This window comes from Candidatus Fukatsuia symbiotica (genome assembly GCF_003122425.1).
GTDB classification, from domain to species: domain Bacteria; phylum Pseudomonadota; class Gammaproteobacteria; order Enterobacterales; family Enterobacteriaceae; genus Fukatsuia; species Fukatsuia symbiotica.
This window is the reverse complement of the sequence record NZ_CP021659.1, coordinates 1,045,562-1,061,583: the sequence shown is the minus strand read 5'-3', so window position 1 is coordinate 1,061,583 and position 16,022 is coordinate 1,045,562. Positions and strand designations below refer to the sequence as shown.

General features: G+C 42.2%; 22 protein-coding genes and 1 pseudogene. All 23 read right to left on the bottom strand.

Annotation, left to right across the window (positions count from 1 at the left end; genetic code table 11):
- Positions 1-136: 136 nt before the first annotated feature.
- The 23 genes and pseudogenes from CCS41_RS05135 to CCS41_RS05030 all read right to left on the bottom strand — a co-directional run bounded on the left by CCS41_RS05135 (position 137) and on the right by CCS41_RS05030 (position 15,874).
- Positions 137-1,141 (bottom strand): TyeA family type III secretion system gatekeeper subunit, encoded by a 1,005-nt coding sequence (locus tag CCS41_RS05135; protein WP_083429598.1) that lies wholly within the window; start codon positions 1,139-1,141, stop codon positions 137-139.
- On the bottom strand, positions 1,141-1,779 hold the full coding sequence (locus CCS41_RS05130) for a type III secretion protein (RefSeq protein WP_072550233.1): 639 nt from the start codon (positions 1,777-1,779) through the stop codon (positions 1,141-1,143). Before CCS41_RS05130 ends, CCS41_RS05135 begins: the two co-directional genes overlap by 1 nt.
- Entirely contained in the window at positions 1,776-2,348 is a 573-nt protein-coding gene (locus tag CCS41_RS05125; protein ID WP_072550253.1) for a type III secretion system domain-containing protein, read from the bottom strand. The genes CCS41_RS05130 and CCS41_RS05125 overlap by 4 nt, the downstream gene beginning before the upstream one ends.
- A 99-nt stretch (positions 2,349-2,447) precedes the next feature.
- Positions 2,448-3,179, bottom strand: coding sequence for an EscJ/YscJ/HrcJ family type III secretion inner membrane ring protein SsaJ (gene ssaJ / locus CCS41_RS05120; protein WP_072550232.1), 732 nt, complete (start codon positions 3,177-3,179; stop codon positions 2,448-2,450).
- Complete coding sequence (gene sctI / locus CCS41_RS05115) at positions 3,176-3,421, bottom strand: type III secretion system inner rod subunit SctI (protein WP_072550231.1); 246 nt, start codon at positions 3,419-3,421, stop codon at positions 3,176-3,178. Before sctI ends, ssaJ begins: the two co-directional genes overlap by 4 nt.
- 15 nt (positions 3,422-3,436) lie before the next feature.
- Positions 3,437-3,733 (bottom strand): EscG/YscG/SsaH family type III secretion system needle protein co-chaperone, encoded by a 297-nt coding sequence (locus CCS41_RS05110; protein WP_072550230.1) that lies wholly within the window; start codon positions 3,731-3,733, stop codon positions 3,437-3,439.
- Entirely contained in the window at positions 3,730-3,945 is a 216-nt protein-coding gene (sctF, locus tag CCS41_RS05105; RefSeq protein ID WP_072550229.1) for a type III secretion system needle filament subunit SctF, read from the bottom strand. Before sctF ends, CCS41_RS05110 begins: the two co-directional genes overlap by 4 nt.
- A gap of 9 nt (positions 3,946-3,954) precedes the next feature.
- Positions 3,955-4,656, bottom strand: a complete 702-nt coding sequence (locus tag CCS41_RS05100) for a helix-turn-helix domain-containing protein (protein ID WP_072550228.1) — start codon at positions 4,654-4,656, stop codon at positions 3,955-3,957.
- A 116-nt stretch (positions 4,657-4,772) separates the two neighbouring features.
- Positions 4,773-5,744, bottom strand: coding sequence for a hypothetical protein (locus CCS41_RS05095; RefSeq protein WP_072550227.1), 972 nt, complete (start codon positions 5,742-5,744; stop codon positions 4,773-4,775).
- Positions 5,745-5,771: 27 nt separating this feature from the next.
- The gene (locus CCS41_RS05090; RefSeq protein WP_083429597.1) at positions 5,772-6,230 is read right to left on the bottom strand and encodes a SycD/LcrH family type III secretion system chaperone; all 459 of its coding nucleotides are present in this window, start codon (positions 6,228-6,230) and stop codon (positions 5,772-5,774) included.
- Positions 6,231-6,741: 511 nt separating this feature from the next.
- A complete protein-coding gene (locus CCS41_RS05085) occupies positions 6,742-7,572 on the bottom strand; it encodes a hypothetical protein (RefSeq protein ID WP_072550226.1) in 831 nt (276 codons plus the stop codon).
- A gap of 39 nt (positions 7,573-7,611) precedes the next feature.
- Positions 7,612-8,067 carry a tetratricopeptide repeat protein gene (locus tag CCS41_RS05080; protein WP_072550225.1) on the bottom strand — a complete coding sequence of 152 codons (456 nt, stop codon included), beginning with the start codon at positions 8,065-8,067 and terminating at the stop codon, positions 7,612-7,614.
- Positions 8,068-8,458: 391 nt separating this feature from the next.
- Positions 8,459-8,884: a type III secretion system effector protein SseE gene (gene sseE / locus CCS41_RS05075; protein WP_072550224.1), complete on the bottom strand. Its 426-nt coding sequence runs from the start codon at positions 8,882-8,884 to the stop codon at positions 8,459-8,461.
- 9 nt (positions 8,885-8,893) lie between these two features.
- Positions 8,894-9,502, bottom strand: a complete 609-nt coding sequence (locus CCS41_RS05070; RefSeq protein ID WP_072550223.1) for a hypothetical protein — start codon at positions 9,500-9,502, stop codon at positions 8,894-8,896.
- 13 nt (positions 9,503-9,515) lie between these two features.
- Positions 9,516-9,659, bottom strand: coding sequence for a hypothetical protein (locus CCS41_RS16040; RefSeq protein WP_205411493.1), 144 nt, complete (start codon positions 9,657-9,659; stop codon positions 9,516-9,518).
- Between the two features lie 35 nt (positions 9,660-9,694).
- Positions 9,695-10,918 (bottom strand): type III secretion system translocon subunit SseC family protein, encoded by a 1,224-nt coding sequence (gene sctE / locus CCS41_RS05065; protein ID WP_119797306.1) that lies wholly within the window; start codon positions 10,916-10,918, stop codon positions 9,695-9,697.
- 1 nt (position 10,919) lies between these two features.
- The gene (locus tag CCS41_RS05060) at positions 10,920-11,378 is read right to left on the bottom strand and encodes a CesD/SycD/LcrH family type III secretion system chaperone (protein WP_072550221.1); all 459 of its coding nucleotides are present in this window, start codon (positions 11,376-11,378) and stop codon (positions 10,920-10,922) included.
- A 59-nt stretch (positions 11,379-11,437) separates the two neighbouring features.
- Positions 11,438-12,091 (bottom strand): hypothetical protein, encoded by a 654-nt coding sequence (locus CCS41_RS05055; RefSeq protein WP_072550220.1) that lies wholly within the window; start codon positions 12,089-12,091, stop codon positions 11,438-11,440.
- Between the two features lie 17 nt (positions 12,092-12,108).
- Positions 12,109-12,447: a hypothetical protein gene (locus tag CCS41_RS05050; protein WP_205411492.1), complete on the bottom strand. Its 339-nt coding sequence runs from the start codon at positions 12,445-12,447 to the stop codon at positions 12,109-12,111.
- A 77-nt stretch (positions 12,448-12,524) separates the two neighbouring features.
- Positions 12,525-12,746: an EscE/YscE/SsaE family type III secretion system needle protein co-chaperone gene (locus CCS41_RS05045; protein ID WP_072550251.1), complete on the bottom strand. Its 222-nt coding sequence runs from the start codon at positions 12,744-12,746 to the stop codon at positions 12,525-12,527.
- Between the two features lie 21 nt (positions 12,747-12,767).
- Positions 12,768-13,982, bottom strand: a complete 1,215-nt coding sequence (gene sctD / locus CCS41_RS05040; protein WP_072550218.1) for a type III secretion system inner membrane ring subunit SctD — start codon at positions 13,980-13,982, stop codon at positions 12,768-12,770.
- A gap of 1 nt (position 13,983) precedes the next feature.
- A pseudogene (locus CCS41_RS05035) lies at positions 13,984-15,479 on the bottom strand (EscC/YscC/HrcC family type III secretion system outer membrane ring protein).
- Positions 15,476-15,874 carry a type III effector gene (locus CCS41_RS05030; protein WP_072550216.1) on the bottom strand — a complete coding sequence of 133 codons (399 nt, stop codon included), beginning with the start codon at positions 15,872-15,874 and terminating at the stop codon, positions 15,476-15,478. The pseudogene CCS41_RS05035 and the gene CCS41_RS05030 overlap by 4 nt, the downstream one beginning before the upstream one ends.
- Positions 15,875-16,022: the final 148 nt, after the last annotated feature.

Sequence of the window (16,022 nt, the reverse complement as noted above, 5' to 3'; positions counted from 1 at the left end):
ACTCCCTTTTGTTGTATACAAAGAGTAAACCGCGCGCCTTCGCCCGTTTTTTCCTCTTCTGAGCACAGCGAGAAAGATTTAGAACAGGTTCTGATAGATAATTGAGTGCCCTCTCCAGTCTAGCAGAGGAAAACACTCATGAGGATTCAAAATTAACCAACGTCTCTAGTATTTGCTCACGTTGATCATCATCTTTAAAGCAGGTCGCTGGCATCAGTTTAAACAGCTCACATAATCGCAAGACAAAACCGGGTTGTCGCTGCGGTGTTAACTGTTCCAATTGAGAAAACCGCTGCTGTAACCATTCACTGAATAGCCACGATTGCCCAACAATAGTCAATACTTCCTGCAACACCACTTCCCCTTGCAAACCACATGCACACCCAACCTGGTTACAATGATCTTCTAATCCAAGAAACAGCAGCACACGCCGCAGTTGGCGGAGCATGGCAGCCAATCGATGGCTTCGCCTGGAGGTGGGTGGTTGAGTGCTCATATCAAACGCTAACGCACGCAACAATACGCGGATCTTACGTTTACGATCCTGCCACCGGCTTACCCGTTTAAACCATTCATCGAGTGATTGCTCTTCTTCATCATCAATGCTTTGTTGAAACAGCCGTTTCATCTGGCGCAACGCAGCCGGATTGAGCTGACCGAATTCTAACAAACCAAACAACTCGACTTCCCAACCGGCTTCTTCCATCAATGCTGCCAATTGTTGAGACAAGGTACGGCGACGTGCGGGATTATCGTGGTACTGCAATAACAGGGAACTGATCTGTAACATTTTCTGGGCGCGATTTAACTCGCTATCCTGCCCAGCAAAGGAGAATTTTGCTAATAGGTTTTTATCGCCACTGCTCTCAAGCATTTTCTGAATCAGTGCCAACAAGGCCTGCATACTGCGCTCTTGACGTGTGGTTTTTGCCTGTTTCTCATCTTGCCGTCTTGTGCCTAAGAGCAGGCTCATTTCTTCTACGGTTTCGTACAATGCTCCAGCCCTTGTTTCTTCGGCGATAAGACTCATTATTGAGCTGGCATTTAAAACTTGACCCTCGTCATGAGGCTGCCCGGGATGCGGATCGTTACGGTGAATAACTGGCTGAATACCTTGCACCGAGTTGAGTGGTGTAACCATTAACTTTCATCCTGTAATATCACCGATGACTCATGTAGCCATGATACTAACTGCGACAAATGATCACTGAGCGAGATTTTCAGCGAAAGCAGTGGTGAAGCCAAAATCGCTTGATCCGGCGCGAGATTAGCGTCGGCACGCAGCTTGAGTCGATCGCCCATCGCTTGCTCTAACGCGGTGAGTTGTTGTGGATGGGCACTGAGTATCATCACCCCTTGTTCCGCCATTTCCTCAACCTGATCACTCAGACGCGTGATCAAAATCTTATCGACCGACTGTTCACCTGCCCAGGATTGGACCACAGTCGTGATCGCTTGCATGATCCTGCTGCGTGCCTGTTCCACCAGCACCTTATCAAGCTGTTCAGCCTGAACTAACCAGTTAACATGGCGTTGCAGCAAGGTGCTTTCCATTTCAATCCGCTTTTGCTCCACGATTTCTGTCGCCTGCTGTTGAGCGGCAGCCAAGAGTGCTTTTTTTTCTTTTTCTGCTTGCTGCACAATCAATTGTGCCCGCGCGTGAGCCTGTGCCTCTATTTCCAGGCTAATATCTATTTTTTTAAAGATATCTGCGGGGATATAAGTACCAAGCGGCAAAACGTAATGACGCTTTTGTATACTGATGTGGAATGGATTCATAATAGACGTTCCAGTCTGGCTAACCAGAGATCTGCCGATGGTAGCCACAGAGCACGTGGCAGAGGCGGTAACAAAATAGATAAAGCCTGCCAGGTGATCGCCGCTGACGTTGTCGCATGCAAAATACCGCGACCGAGCTGTAATGCGACAGCGGGTAATTGCTGTGGACTAAAGATAGCAGCGCGCCCTCCTGGACAACCCATGCCTAAAAGTTGACACAGATGCTCATCAGTTAACAACGGATGTAACGCCTCTCGATAGCTGCGTATCCGCAAATAGTCAGTGCAACGCAAACTCACCAACCCCAATGCCATACATAATGCATCCAGTCGTGGCTCTAATGCCATTTGTGCGATTTGTTTATCCGTTAAAACGGCAGGAAGGGGTTGCCTGGGAAAACCACGCAAACGGATCAAACACCGGTTTACAGCCCGATCACGCGCATGACAGTCTCCATAACGGTATTTTTTACTCTGTAACCCCATTCTGACGAGCCACAATGGATGCGCGAAACGCACGGGTTGCCAAGCCAATTGGTGTAACCGTATTACCGGTTGGTTAAGGGGCATCTGTTGACCGGAAATTGTCCGTCGTTCGACAGCCACCGATTGTTCAGGCATGCTGTTATGATCAGAAACTCTCTGTGGGTCAACCATAATCAAATACCATCATCTGCGTAAATATTTGATCCAAGCGATAAACGCCAAAGCACCGATTAACACACCCAACCCTGCCAATACAATCTGAACCGTTTTGACGTTTGCCAACAACCATTGAATATTCCACGAATGGGCTGGCTTCAATTGTGCTGTTTGCGCGCTAAAACGAAAATTAGCGGGCTGCATCAATACACTGATTTGTTCATAATCAATACCTGGGATAGCATCATGAATCAAACTTTTTATCTGTGAGCTGTAGCTTTCCAGGTTAACTTCTGGCGAAAATTTGATAAACACCGAGGCAGCATTTGGCACACTGCTTTTGCCGTCGGTAGGTGCGGCTATGGCAATGGTCACATCAGCACGGATCACACCGTCCATATGACTCAGCATGCTTTCTAATTGCTGCTCCTTCAGATAAACCATTTTGGCTTGTTCTTGCACCGGTGACGTGACCAACTGGTTAGAAGGAAAGAGCTGATCGACAGTCACATAACTTTTGCGTGGATAACCGTTTTGCCGCAGTAACTCAACCGCATTGATAAAGTGATCGCGGTCAACTTTCAGTGCCACCGTTCCACCTTTTTCCTGCTCTTTTTCGGCACTGATACTGTGCAACATCAACAGCGCAAGCATCTGATTGGCTTCATTCTCGGCTAAACCGGAATACAGCTCGACCTTACAACCGGCAAGTGATAACACTATCAGTAACATCACTACACCACGTTGCATTATTCTCATGACATATTGACCAATTTGTTAATACATTCACCACCTTTCCCAACGACTTTCGCCAGTAGATTCACTTCCACATCAATACGTCCTATTGTTACTTGATCGGATGCCGTTTTTTCTAGTGTCATAGGTTGAGCATTAAGCATCTGCGTGAAAGTATCAATTTGTTTCTGAGTAGCGTTAAGTGGCGCTTGAGACGCTACAGGCTTGGTCACTGCTTCAATGGCTTCAACAGGAACATAACTCATAATGTATTTCTCCTATCAATGAGATAGACGGCCCGGCTGCTGTGTATCTGCTGGAAACAATTCCGGCGCTAATAACTGACGTAGTGCCAAAGCGTCTGCCGATTGACTTTTCTCCAGTAACTGCAACGCTTGCTGACGTTCTCCCAAGCCAAATAATAACATTGCCTGGCATAACAAACGCACTTCAGGATCGGGCACCAATAGTGGTAAGGCTTCCAGGATCGTGCGTGATTCTTTGAACAAACCGTGATTAACCCCAGCCAGAGCGGCTTCAACCACCAGTTGTCGACAAGATTGAGTCAATAATGTCATATTTTAGCAATTATCCCACTGCATACATCGAAAATCTTTTTCGTTACTGAGCTTCCAAAAGAAACAAAATTTGAATATTGCTGAAGAGCGAACTGCATTTTCATCATTTCTGCCGGATTTTGCAAATCGCTAGTCGACATTTTATTTTCAACACTTTGAGAAGCTCGTGCTATCTGACGGCTAATACTATCTAATATTTGTTGAATGTCCATTTGCTTCTCCTAATCCGTCAACGTACGTAGCTGTGAAGGACACTGCTGATAACGGCGACGAAAGCTGTCAGAAAAGTGAGCATGATTGCTAAAGCCACACTCCATAGCGATGTCTGCTACCCGTAAACGAGTCGAAAGCAATAATTCACACCCTTTTTTCAAGCGCTGATCCAGTAACCATTGCTTTACTGACATACCAAATTTCTGATAGAAAAGAAAATTAAGTTTACGGGTTGAAATGCCCAGCTCATCGGCATAACGCGAAACACTCCAAGGATTGAGACTATTCTGCTCAAAGAATTCTAGCAGCTCATTATTGGTTCCGACGATCAAATTGAGTAGGCTTGAGAAATAAGCGTTTTCCATGCCTAGGCAATAGAGATAAAGAAAGCGCAATGATACGCCACGTTCCATATGCGTTAACTGCTCAGCAGCCTGCATCATATCTGCTTGTAGCGGCAACATTTTACAGGTCTCAAATACCACGCGCTGACGCTGTTTAGATTGTACTGACTGTTCCGCCAGTGTTTGATACAGCGGTAATAAATCGATGGGGTAACAAAATACGGTGGTCAATGTGCTACGGCAGAAAGTAGAGGCAATGGCGTTTTCATCTGCCACAACCAGGTGACCCGCGGGTATGGTGCTACGTTCACTACCACACCGTAATGTCCCGTCTTGCCGGAATAAAATAAATTGAATTGATTTCATGTTCACCTCCGGAGGACTCTTGACTCTTACAGTCTTGCTCAATTTCAAGCATTACCCCATCAGGTGTATACCTCATATTTTCTGATATAAGGTATATGGAATTTTATTGATATCCTTTATGCGTATGTATAGGCACGATGACGCCGCGTGGCGGAAGCTTCTTTGAGTATGTGATGGCAAGCACCCAGTAGGGTCTCTATAAGTTCGCTATTACTTTCTGCCCTTTCTGCCCTTTTTAGCCTATTGGCTTCTTCCTCTCTTTGTGCACATTCTATTTCTGCCTGACATTTTGCCGCTGCCTGTGCAAGTGATGCCTCTCTTCCTGCATCACATCCCTCTGTAACAATTTGAGTGCATTTCAGGGCGTAATTTAATACGTTGAGCGCTGCTGTTGCCAGCCCCCCCACAGTACTCGGAACACTAAATAGACTGAACGATGGCAGAAAAGCTAAAATCCCACGGATAATTACCGAAATCACAGCCGATGCAATGGCAGCTTGTTTTTCCGGTAGTTTGAGAAGAACAAAAATTTTATTAACAAGGAAAGCAAGACAATCATTGCCGGTAGACAACTCATCCTTTCCTGATTTACTCTGCTTAAAATTATAATATTCACAGCCGATATCACCTAAGGCCACTGCCAATTGGACGCAGGCCAATATCAAAAAGGGTGATGTTGCCCCTCCAGTTAACACTGTTGCGATTGCAGCTACCACCACTGCCGTTGCAGGAAGAATTGTAGCCATAAGCGTTTTTCGCAATCCCCTCAAGGCTTCGCTAACCTTAATAATTTTTAAGTTTTCTTTTTTAAGAAATGCTACATCTCTTGGCGGTATTGTCTCTTCTAATCCTACCTTATCACTATTTGAAGCTCCTGGATGGCAAAGATCCCTAAGAACGGTAGTAACCGCAATAATTTCTTGTTCTTTTTCAAGCGGTGTTATATTTCCTGGCAATCTTTCCTTTTCTAACCCCTCCTTAGAAGGCAATGGGATTTCTAATTTATCGGACGCTACTACATCATGGTTATAATTTCTTTTATCTATTTCATCGCCAATAATCTTAATAGATGTTGTAGGATTTAACATACTGTTTTACCTCGCTACATATATACATTAAATTTTAGCCAATAATCGATTTGCTTTTTCTCTTATCGTTGTATAAGCAGGATCAACGTAGCTTATTTCAATCACTGTTTGCAGTACTTCTCTAGCATCTGCTTTTCTTCCCAGAGCTTGTAAACAGACTGCCATTTCACATAACGGTGCTGGGTCGCAAATATCTAATGCCTGTGCATGGTCGTAACAGGTTAATGCTTTGAGATACTCTCCTTGCATCTGTAAAGCACCCGCCATGGCCAAATGAAAGCGGCGTTCTCCAGGATAATGTTGCGTTAGCCAGGTAAAATCGGTCAATGCCGCCACATAATCTTTTTTTTGCCATGCCTCATAGCCACGGGCATAGAGTTGTTCCGCATCTAGTCCATCGTCATGGTGAACTTCTTGTCGTGTTGTCAATAAATTAGTACGGGAAATTTTTTTTCGATTATTCGCAGCTTGGTAAGAAATATTCACAAATAATTCTCCACTGGCCGACTAATTTTACGAATAGCAATAAAATATCACACTTGCGAATATAAAAAAATAATCAATTAGAATATTTTTATTATATTTTCATATCATTTATACCCAATGAATTTCGAGTTACGGCAAGGCGGCAATCAATCGAATCCCAGGCGTGTACAGGTAGTACATGACTGGGATGAGTGCGAGCAACCAACGCCGCCGTAACTTGAAAAGCGAAGGGTATATTTGTGATAATGAATCAATCAATCAATCTTTATTATCTAATGGTTTTTACTTATTGCATTTTTAGAAAAAAATAGAATGTATCATAGTGATTAAATATAAATCACAGATTGTTTCTATTATAAACAAGAGGACTATCCTTACAAAAAATAAGGATAATATATATCGGTTTTATTATAAGTTGGATGGGAAATTTAATAATATTTAACTTAGTCTGTGCCTATTATTTTGCCCAATGTATATGTTTTTCGAGATATTTGAGAGGGTGTGATGTTTATCAATCTCCAGTAGGAACAGTAAAAATAGAGGGTCCATGATCTATGTTGTCTACCTTGGATGACATTAACAGTGTTTGTAATGATCTAAATCTACCTTCAGCTGCCTCAGCTCGTTGTAAAGCGGCGAGGTATTCTTCTTGAAAAAGCGTTGTAACGTTTGTTTGCTGTTGAGAAGAAGGTTCGGTTTCGCTATCTTCTTTTGGTTCTTTTCTATTGAAATATGCCTCTATCCCTGCTTTAAGCAGGGTCATCACATTAAGTAGCCAAGTGATCCCCATAATGACTGCTGGAGGCATGGCGGCAACCTTAACTATACTGGAGGTTCCTCCGACAACGATAAGAGACACACGAGTAACAGATGCAATTATGGATGAATATTTAAGATTGTTTCTACGCGACATACCGCAGCAACTGAATATTTTAAAAAATAGGTTAGCGATAGAATCAGAATGCATAGGCAACAGCGCATGGCCAGATTTAGCGGCTTCCAAATCATGCCATGCGCATAAAAAATCGGCCGAAACGACCATAAAATAAACACCAGCCAGTACTACTGGCAGAATCGGGCATGCCACGCCCGTTGCTACTATTGCTGCAAAGGCTGCAGTAAGTCCTAAAGCGGATAAGACTAACTTACCAATATTTAAGTAAAATGCACGACGAGAAAATTCAACCAGGGACTTATTATGCTCAGTCTTAGCGATCTTTGCTTGCTGTATATTTATCACCTCAAAACCGGGTGCGATAAGTGTTGGTTTTTCATCTATTGCGAAAGAATGATAATCTGTATCGCCCTGTATAGACATAGCTCTGCCACAAACCTCGCCCATATTTCCTCCAAAGATGATGAAAATGGTAAATACAGGGTATTAAATCTCGGCAAGTAACCGATTAGCCTTTTCCCTTGTCACCGCATAAGCGGGATCGCAATAACTCATTTCAATCGCTGTTTGCAATGCTTCTCTGGCGTCGGTTCCTTCTCCCAGTTTCTGCAAACAAATCGCCATCTGATATATTGGCTCTGGATCACAAGGCTCTAAGGTTTGGGCATAGTGGTAACAAGCTAAGGCAGCAATATATTCTTTTTCCATTTGCAATGCTCCTGCCATTGCTAAATGAAAACGCCGTTCATAAGGATAATTTAATGCCAACCAAGAAAAATCGACTAATGCCGCTGCATAATTTTCTTCTTGCCATGCTTGATAACCCCGTGCATAAAGCTGTTTTGCATCGAGACTACCGTTATCATGCACTGCCAACCGTGCCAGTTTCTCCGTAAGTGACGTGTTTTCTCGATGATGGGTTGCTTTATAATGAATACTCATCGCTCATCTCCCTTTAGCACAATCAATTTTACTGACAGTAATAAAATATTATGTTTCTGAACATTAAGAATTGACGAATACTATGCCTTTTTACTTAGCATAATAGTAATAATATTGTGTATTAATTTGTCGCAACTTATTACAGACATAAAAAAAGTAAACAAGAAGATGTTTACTTTATCAGATGTGCAATTTTCGTTTATCGCCCATTAATTTTTCGATAATTCTTCACCATTATGCCTTAGAGCCTGTTCGAAATCTCTTGTGCTCGCCGTGTTTTGGTCAAGTAATTCGTCAAAAACGCGCTCAAAATGCTCATTTACTCCCTTTTTTGTTATATACAAAGAGTAAACTGCGCTTTTTCGCCCGTTTTTTCTCGTCTGAGCGTCGCTCAAGAAGATTTGGAACAGGCTCTTAGCTTATTTAGGCTGAACACTAGCCAGTTGTCGCCATTTTCATCTGTTGAAAATTCAGCACCTTTTTTCAATAATAGTTGGATCAATCTCGCCCTTATTTCATGCAGCTTGTCATCAAAGACATTATCGATCACCATGCCTTTTATTTCAGTGAGTTCACCTTTTTCCAGGGTCATTTTTTTCAGCAAAGAAAATAAGCGTAATAATCCTGTTGGGGACGTTGTTTCATCGTCCAAGCGTGCCAAGTCACATATTATCAAGCCACCCTGTTCGATACGATAAGTGATTTTGTAGTTATCGTATTCGAACTGGTAGCCTAATAATATTTTACTGCCCAAAAAATAGGAGGGTTGCACAGGGATCCCTCCCTGATTTAAGTAATTAGCGATGGGATCTGTCATGGTTTTCTCTCATCCCCCCATTGCTTTTGTCATAGCACCCGTATTTGCTCGCATAATTGTTTCACACGTATCTTGCAACTGCTTAAGATAATCCCGAATCTTATTGATAGATTCCTGCACCAATTTTTGAATTTGCTGCGCCATCTTTTCTTGCATATCAGCGTTTGCTCTATCGATATTTACTTGGTTATTGATCGAATTAACTGGAATTTTTCCAACACTCGTTACAAGTTTATCTGCCATTTGAGCTAAACTATTGACCAGTTCTGTGAGTTTGAAACTACTGCCCGCAGCGGCTACTCCGATCACTCCCATCACTATGCCTATAATAGCTTCAACATTACCCGCCTTTCGCTGCTTTTCTGCTGCTTCCAATTTAGTCTCGAAGTTTTTTACCATCATCTTAAATTCAGCCAATACATTCGCCGTAAGAGTTTCAGATGCAGTTTGAGCCAATTTATTAAAAAGTTTTTTTACCTCAATCATTAGCTGATCCATATTCATGAGAAGATCAGAAATGGAGGTCGCTAGACGCTTATCTTGATCCAATTCATTAACATTTTTTGTTTCACCGAGTGCATTTGAATACACTTGGTCTACTGTTGTTATCTTGCACATAATAACTTCCTCTCTATATAAATGATGCTGATAACCCTAATTGAGTAAATTTGATATTGTTGTCTACGATAAATTGCACAGTGTCTTGAGTTTGTTTATTTGCATTTTCCATTACGCTCTGTTGTCTTTCTTGTATCTCTTTAGCCCACTCTTGCATCCATTCCAGGACACTTCGACTAGCACTCAGATCGTTTATTTGTTTTTCAATGTTATTGTTAATAACAGCATGAGCATGTTTACTGATAGCCTGCCCCCGTGTGCTGCACCGGACACAACAGCTAACACGTTAGAACTCAACATCACATTTTTAAGCATCTTGAGGGACATGTCTTTACATAGACTCAGTATAATCTGCTGGGTCAATTTCTTGGCTGAAAGTCGAGCTCCCTTCTGAATTGTCTTAACCACGGCCTTTTCAATAACTTCAACGACCAGTTTTTCCATCACCTCTTTAGTCAAAGATTTTCCTATCGTACCCGTCATTTGTTCAGTCGCTGTTCTCGCTACAACTGTTGCCGTACGTTGGACACTCTCTTGTAAAAAAAGATTAGCAGAGCCTTTTGTTGCTGTACTGGAAACTGCGCTTAGTGCTTCAGCAGCTCCCTCTTTCAGAGCACTTGATGCTCCTTTAACCACAGTATAAGCACCTTTAACCATTCTACCAATCTGCAAGACATCTAACGCCATTGCCGCCATCTCAAAGCCAAATTGCACTTCTCCTGCTTTTTCAATCACTTGATCTAGTGTTTTTTTATCCCCTACACCGGCCAACAGACAGGTCTCTGCCGCGGCCTTGACTAAACAGGCAACACCCGCCGTGACGTAAGAGACCCCTGCTGCTAAAGATAGAGGATCGAAAGTTGCCAGTGCTGCCGCGATTTTAAATGCACCATATACCACTTCTGCGGCACCTATTACCCAATCAAAAACTGCGGAAAAAATCCCCCCTTTTCTCGCTTTATCGGCTTGGTCTACCGATTTTTCAAATTGTTCCATGTACTCCTTAGATTGCTTTGTACGTAACAGCTGCTCTAAGTCAGCATTACTTTTTATCTGTTGACCCGATCCGGTAGAAATTTTATTCTGCGCAGACACTACAGTCACTGAAGCTTCTTCAGCGATAGACATCATCCCGCCAGCAAGTAAATTTTCCAAATTTGTACCAGGCAGTAGACGTGCCAATACTTCGTTGACCCGAGACTCTGAAATCTTCGGACCTAGAACGTTTGATCGATCAACATAAAATTCAACTTTATTAGCATCGTTCTCCCAGTTAGCAAAAGGAGTACTTAACGACTTGTCGAGGTGCCGCCGTCGTATCTGGCTCTTATCAGAACCTACCTGATCAATATCAGACGGACCAAAATTTGAAGGTGTTGCTGCGCTACTTACCTGGTTTTCAGTGTAGGTATCCATTTCATACCTCTAGTGTCAAACTCGCCAATCCATTTTCTGCGCGTACCCGAATATCATTCATTTCAGGATGAACACAGCACCAATTTAAAGCAGCCCGGAACGCTTTTTCTGCATAAGCCTGGTTACCACAGGCAAGATAACACTCACCTGCCAAACAAGACGGTCGAGGATCGTCAACACATATTTGCCCTGATCTGCTGAAACAATAAATGGCTTGATGGTAATCACAAGTCTGTTTATAGCATTGACCTAATGTTTGCCAATATGAAAAATTGTGATGATCCAAATGCACCAATAAAGTCAATAATACTTTGGCATTTTCATATTCGTCCCCTTCACATAACTGAATACAGTATCGATATAATAATGCTAAGTCTTCCGGTGCTCTATCCGCTAATACATGTAGAGAGCCACCACGGCGCATAAAATTAATTAATGCCTCATTGTGTTGATCACTCATAGTCTATCAGTTCCTATATTAATCACCAACTATGGAGAATGTGTTTCAGCAAATCTATATTAACGCCATATCGTCTTAAGTAAGTCGTTATTATCAGATTGTTGTTTATTAATGAAACCCACTAGCATTTGATAAACCTGAGTGATTTTTTGTATCTGCAAATTATCACTGGTGACCTGACTATTATTACGTGTCACCATGTTATCCAACGATGCTTTTATTGCCTCAAGTTGACCTTTATTCAGCTTACCATCGGTTTTTAATCCGTTTATATAGTCATCAATACTCTGATTATTGACGGTAAGATGCAAATCACGTAAAGCTTGACGTATGTCATCTGGCAATACTAGGGTGTCTTTGGTAGGATCTTTACCACCACTCAGAGTGTTAATATCCACGTTAATATTATTCGCCTCTTCTTGAGCCTCATCCACTATTTTTGATCTGCTCTGCATCGCTGCAAGTTGTTCAGCTCCCAATTTGTTTTGCTGTTCCATCAGTCCATATGCTTCCGCAGCGGCTGCTAGCAATAAACCACAGTCTTCTATAGATTGTAAAAATTCGTTAGTAAAATCATTAATCCCAGCTGTCAATTTCCCACTATTTCCGGCACCCGGTGTAAGTCCAGAAGGAGAAGTCGCTCTATTGCTATTTGGTGTAGAAGGTAGTTCATAAGGTAGTGGTGCATAACCAGGTAACATTGTAGAAGCCATAATCTTATCCCTCTGATTTACATCATTGATAATCGAATATTGTTTATTTTTGTTTTCAACTGATTAGTTTGATTTTTAAAATTCGCTACAACAACTTTAAGTGCTTCCCGTTCTTTCTTAAAACCATCGGGATAGGTTACTGCTAATTCAGCTAATTTCCTTTTCGCTTCAGGATCATGAGCAGCCCTTGCATCCAGAGAAGATATTTCTTGTTGTAACTTTTTAAATTTTTTATAATCTTTTTTTATTTTTTCATACTGAATTTTCATCACGTGCAAAGTAGATTCAAACTGCTCTGTGTTTGTCATATTTGCCTCCTGATACCAATTTGTATAATTTATATCTGCTATAAACACATCCTAGTCAACAATTTTTTTCCTGTCTTTCACTTTTCTACGCTTTCTAACCGAAATTAGCCAAAATGATATTTTTTTTAAGATTTTTTGTGATAACGGTATTCCAATGTCTCAATTATCTTTTTAGCACTGAGAACTGCTTCGGCAAGTTGACAATATTCTTTTTGAATCTCAGGTTTTTCCGGTATTGTAATAACTTTTTTTAATTCGATCAGCGCTTGTATTAATTCATCCAGCTTGGCCTGAGTTTGTTCTGGATTAGATTTGATACAACGTTCAAGATCCGTAATACGTGGCATGGTAATCATTACTCCAAAAAATTAAAAATCAAGTGGGATGTGCACCAGATTATTTCCTCTCATTAATTGAATACCATGAGCACTGAGAAAAATAACTTTATAACCATTCGGTAAAATCGTGCCTTGCTGTAAACGCAAACCGTTCGCCAATTCCATAAATGCAGATTCCTGATTGCCACCATAACTGACAATTTCCGCGGGAAGTAATTGTTTAGATTGGTCTGACGCAGGAATATTTTGATAAACGATCGGCAGGAAATCAGGTTGTTCCTGATGAACGACGGTCAATATGTTGTTGAGTTTTTGCTGCTGTTCGCCAGAAAGTTGCCCACTGATGACAATATTTTTTTTATTTTGTGTCAAGCTGAGGTAACCCAACAATCCTGAAGACCGTAATTTACCAACCAGTAATTGCAACAATTCTCCATCATGGTTGATAACGTTCCATCCTTGTAATCCAGGCATCGCCGTTAGCACATCCTGTACCTTTTTCCACTGGGGACCCGCCTGAATGGTGCCGTGAATGGTCACACGACCCGGTTGATTACCTTCGCTTACCTCGGCGTCCTGATACCCATATTGACGTAACACATCGCTAACACTGACAATCAGATGATCATCGCAAACCAGTTCGTTACGGTATACCACCGCATTCATCGTCAAAAAATTTTGCAGCCGCCGCATAGCTTCGGAAGATAAGCAGTAGCCACTCAGTTGTACACTGCCATCAGGCTGCCAGCTACTTTTAATATCTTTCAATTTCAGCAACTGAAGTTGATGTGCCAATTGACTTTCGATACCTGTCGGTTGATCCGACTCGTCAACTTTATGATGGCCAGATAACCAAAATAAACCGATGGAGACGACCAGCAATAGCAACAATGCACAGCCCGATAGCAACAGCAACGATCCCCGCCCAGAACTTGAGGGGATACTGATCCCACTCAACGTATCGTTATGCTCACCTAACACCATCATGACACCAGACGCTTCGATCACTTGGTGCAAAGGCAGCGCATTTTTTACATCGAAAACGCGACCATTGACCCAAACACGCCCTGGCGCTTGCATGAAAACCTGATTTTCTGCGACTTTCAGGATCAGGATCTCGCCTTTTTGTAAAGGCAGGAGGACATCACATCCTTGTTCTCCGAGCGTAAAATCTCCGGCAGGCAAACGAACTTCACGCCCATTGAGCTCCCCGTTTAACAGACGCACTTTCAGCTGTGCATTCATTTTAATGCCCCGTGTTAACCGGTACTGCTTTAATTAAGAAAAGTCTGACTACGCTATGTGATTGTTTATCGGTACTACGGAATAATCCACCGATTAAAGGAATATCGCCCAATAATGGAATTTTGTTTTGTATTTCACTTTGTTTATCCTGAATAAAGCCACCCAACAGTAAACTCTGCCCCACCCTTAAGGTCGCTTGGGTCGATATTTCAGATTTTTGTATTTGTGGTAAGGGTTCATTAACGATCTCCGACGCTTTTTGTACCCCATCCTGAATATTCAGATTAAGTAGTACCTCTTGTTGACCGTTATCGTTAATCATACGTGGCGTGACTCGCAACAAAGAGCCGGAAGTCACAGACTCAAGTTTTGCTACTTTATCGCCTTGTAATTTTGTATAAAAAGTGATGTTTTTATCCAGCACCGCCTGAATATTATTCAGCGTAACAATAGAAGGCCGAGATAATACCCTAGCCCGAGAATTTTGCTGTAATGCATTGAGACGCACCATAAAATTACCGGTATTACCAATGACAGTAGAAAAACCATTACCGCCTTGCGGCATTAAGCTGCTATTGAAAGAGATTTTGCCCCCCCTAAAGAGGCGGACGCTGCCCAATCAATCCCCAGCTGGTTGATGTTGGCGGCATCGACGTCAATGATAGCAACAGAAATTTCTATTTCAATCGGACGTACATCCAGTTGATTAATCAGACTTTGGTAGATCGGCATGTTCAGCTGACGATCGCGGACAATAATCGCATTCTGCCGTGGATCCGCCGAGAAAAGAGGCAATCCTGTGCTTTGGGCCTTCACACCATCAGTAGCGGCAGCCGCCATACTACCCATAGGCAAACTACTTGAGGCGCTCATCTCACGTAAAACACTGACCAGGCCTGGCACTTTAACTTGTTGATCGCGATATTGATAATCTGAATCTGTTGCCGAGGCATATTTAAGCGTGAAGACTTTTACCGCTTCTTTATTATTGCCGTGCTCACGCACCTGTTCATTAAGGAGTTTTGTTAAGCGGGAAGCACGTTCAATACACACAGGAACCCCGCTAACTTCGAGGGCATTGAGCGGAGAGACAGCCCTTATAGCGCAATTTTTTCCATCGGATAAACCACTTTTTTTGAGATAGTTGATCAAAGTGGTCATGGACAAACCTTCTGGCGAGATGATTTTTTTTCTCACTTCCTGTGTTTTATAAACATAAAGCACATCGCCGTCGGAATACCACGTCAGATTATATTTGACTGATAATTCGGCTAATATCTCTCCGGGGGTTTTATCCTGTAACTTGCCACTAAAGCTGTCGGTGATCTCAGGGCTAACCATAACCGGAATACCGTAGTTTTTTCCGAGTTCCTGCAATAAATTAGCAACCGTGATCCCTTTGCTGTAAATAAAAAAAGGAGAACCCTGCCAATTAATCGGCTGTGCGTAGACCAATGACCCTGATAGCAGACAAATCAAGCCGGCAATTTTCTTCATGCCGTGATCCCGCCTGTTTTTTTTCCGCCAAAAGACGTCACCATAGGTACCTGGGAAACCAGATAGCGATTAAGCGCCACCAGCTGTTCTAACAAAACAGCCACTTCATCGGTTTTACTGTCAGAATCATAACGCCGCCATAACCACCAGCCGTCTTCACCGAGCTGCAAAGCATAGTCTTTAGTCTCTTCTATCGATGCCAATAATAGGGTGACATGTTGTAATGCTGTATCGGGTAAGCCATTTTTTTCTAATAAAAACAATCCAATACAAATAGAATGGGCAAAATCTTTCGCCATACCCTGAATTTCATCCACTTCGAAGCGAACCATATTGGAGCTGGCTACTACTAGTATATTAGTAATCAACGGTTGCATTTTCAATATTTCGAGCATTAAGTATACTGGCTCCTACGCTGCCTTTTTGTATTATTCATCACATGAAACCTTACCCTATCGGTAGAAGACCTGAACTTAGTAATAAATTACCTGATTTTGCTCTAAATATACCAAAATTTGCAACAAAATGCACTTAACCCTTGAT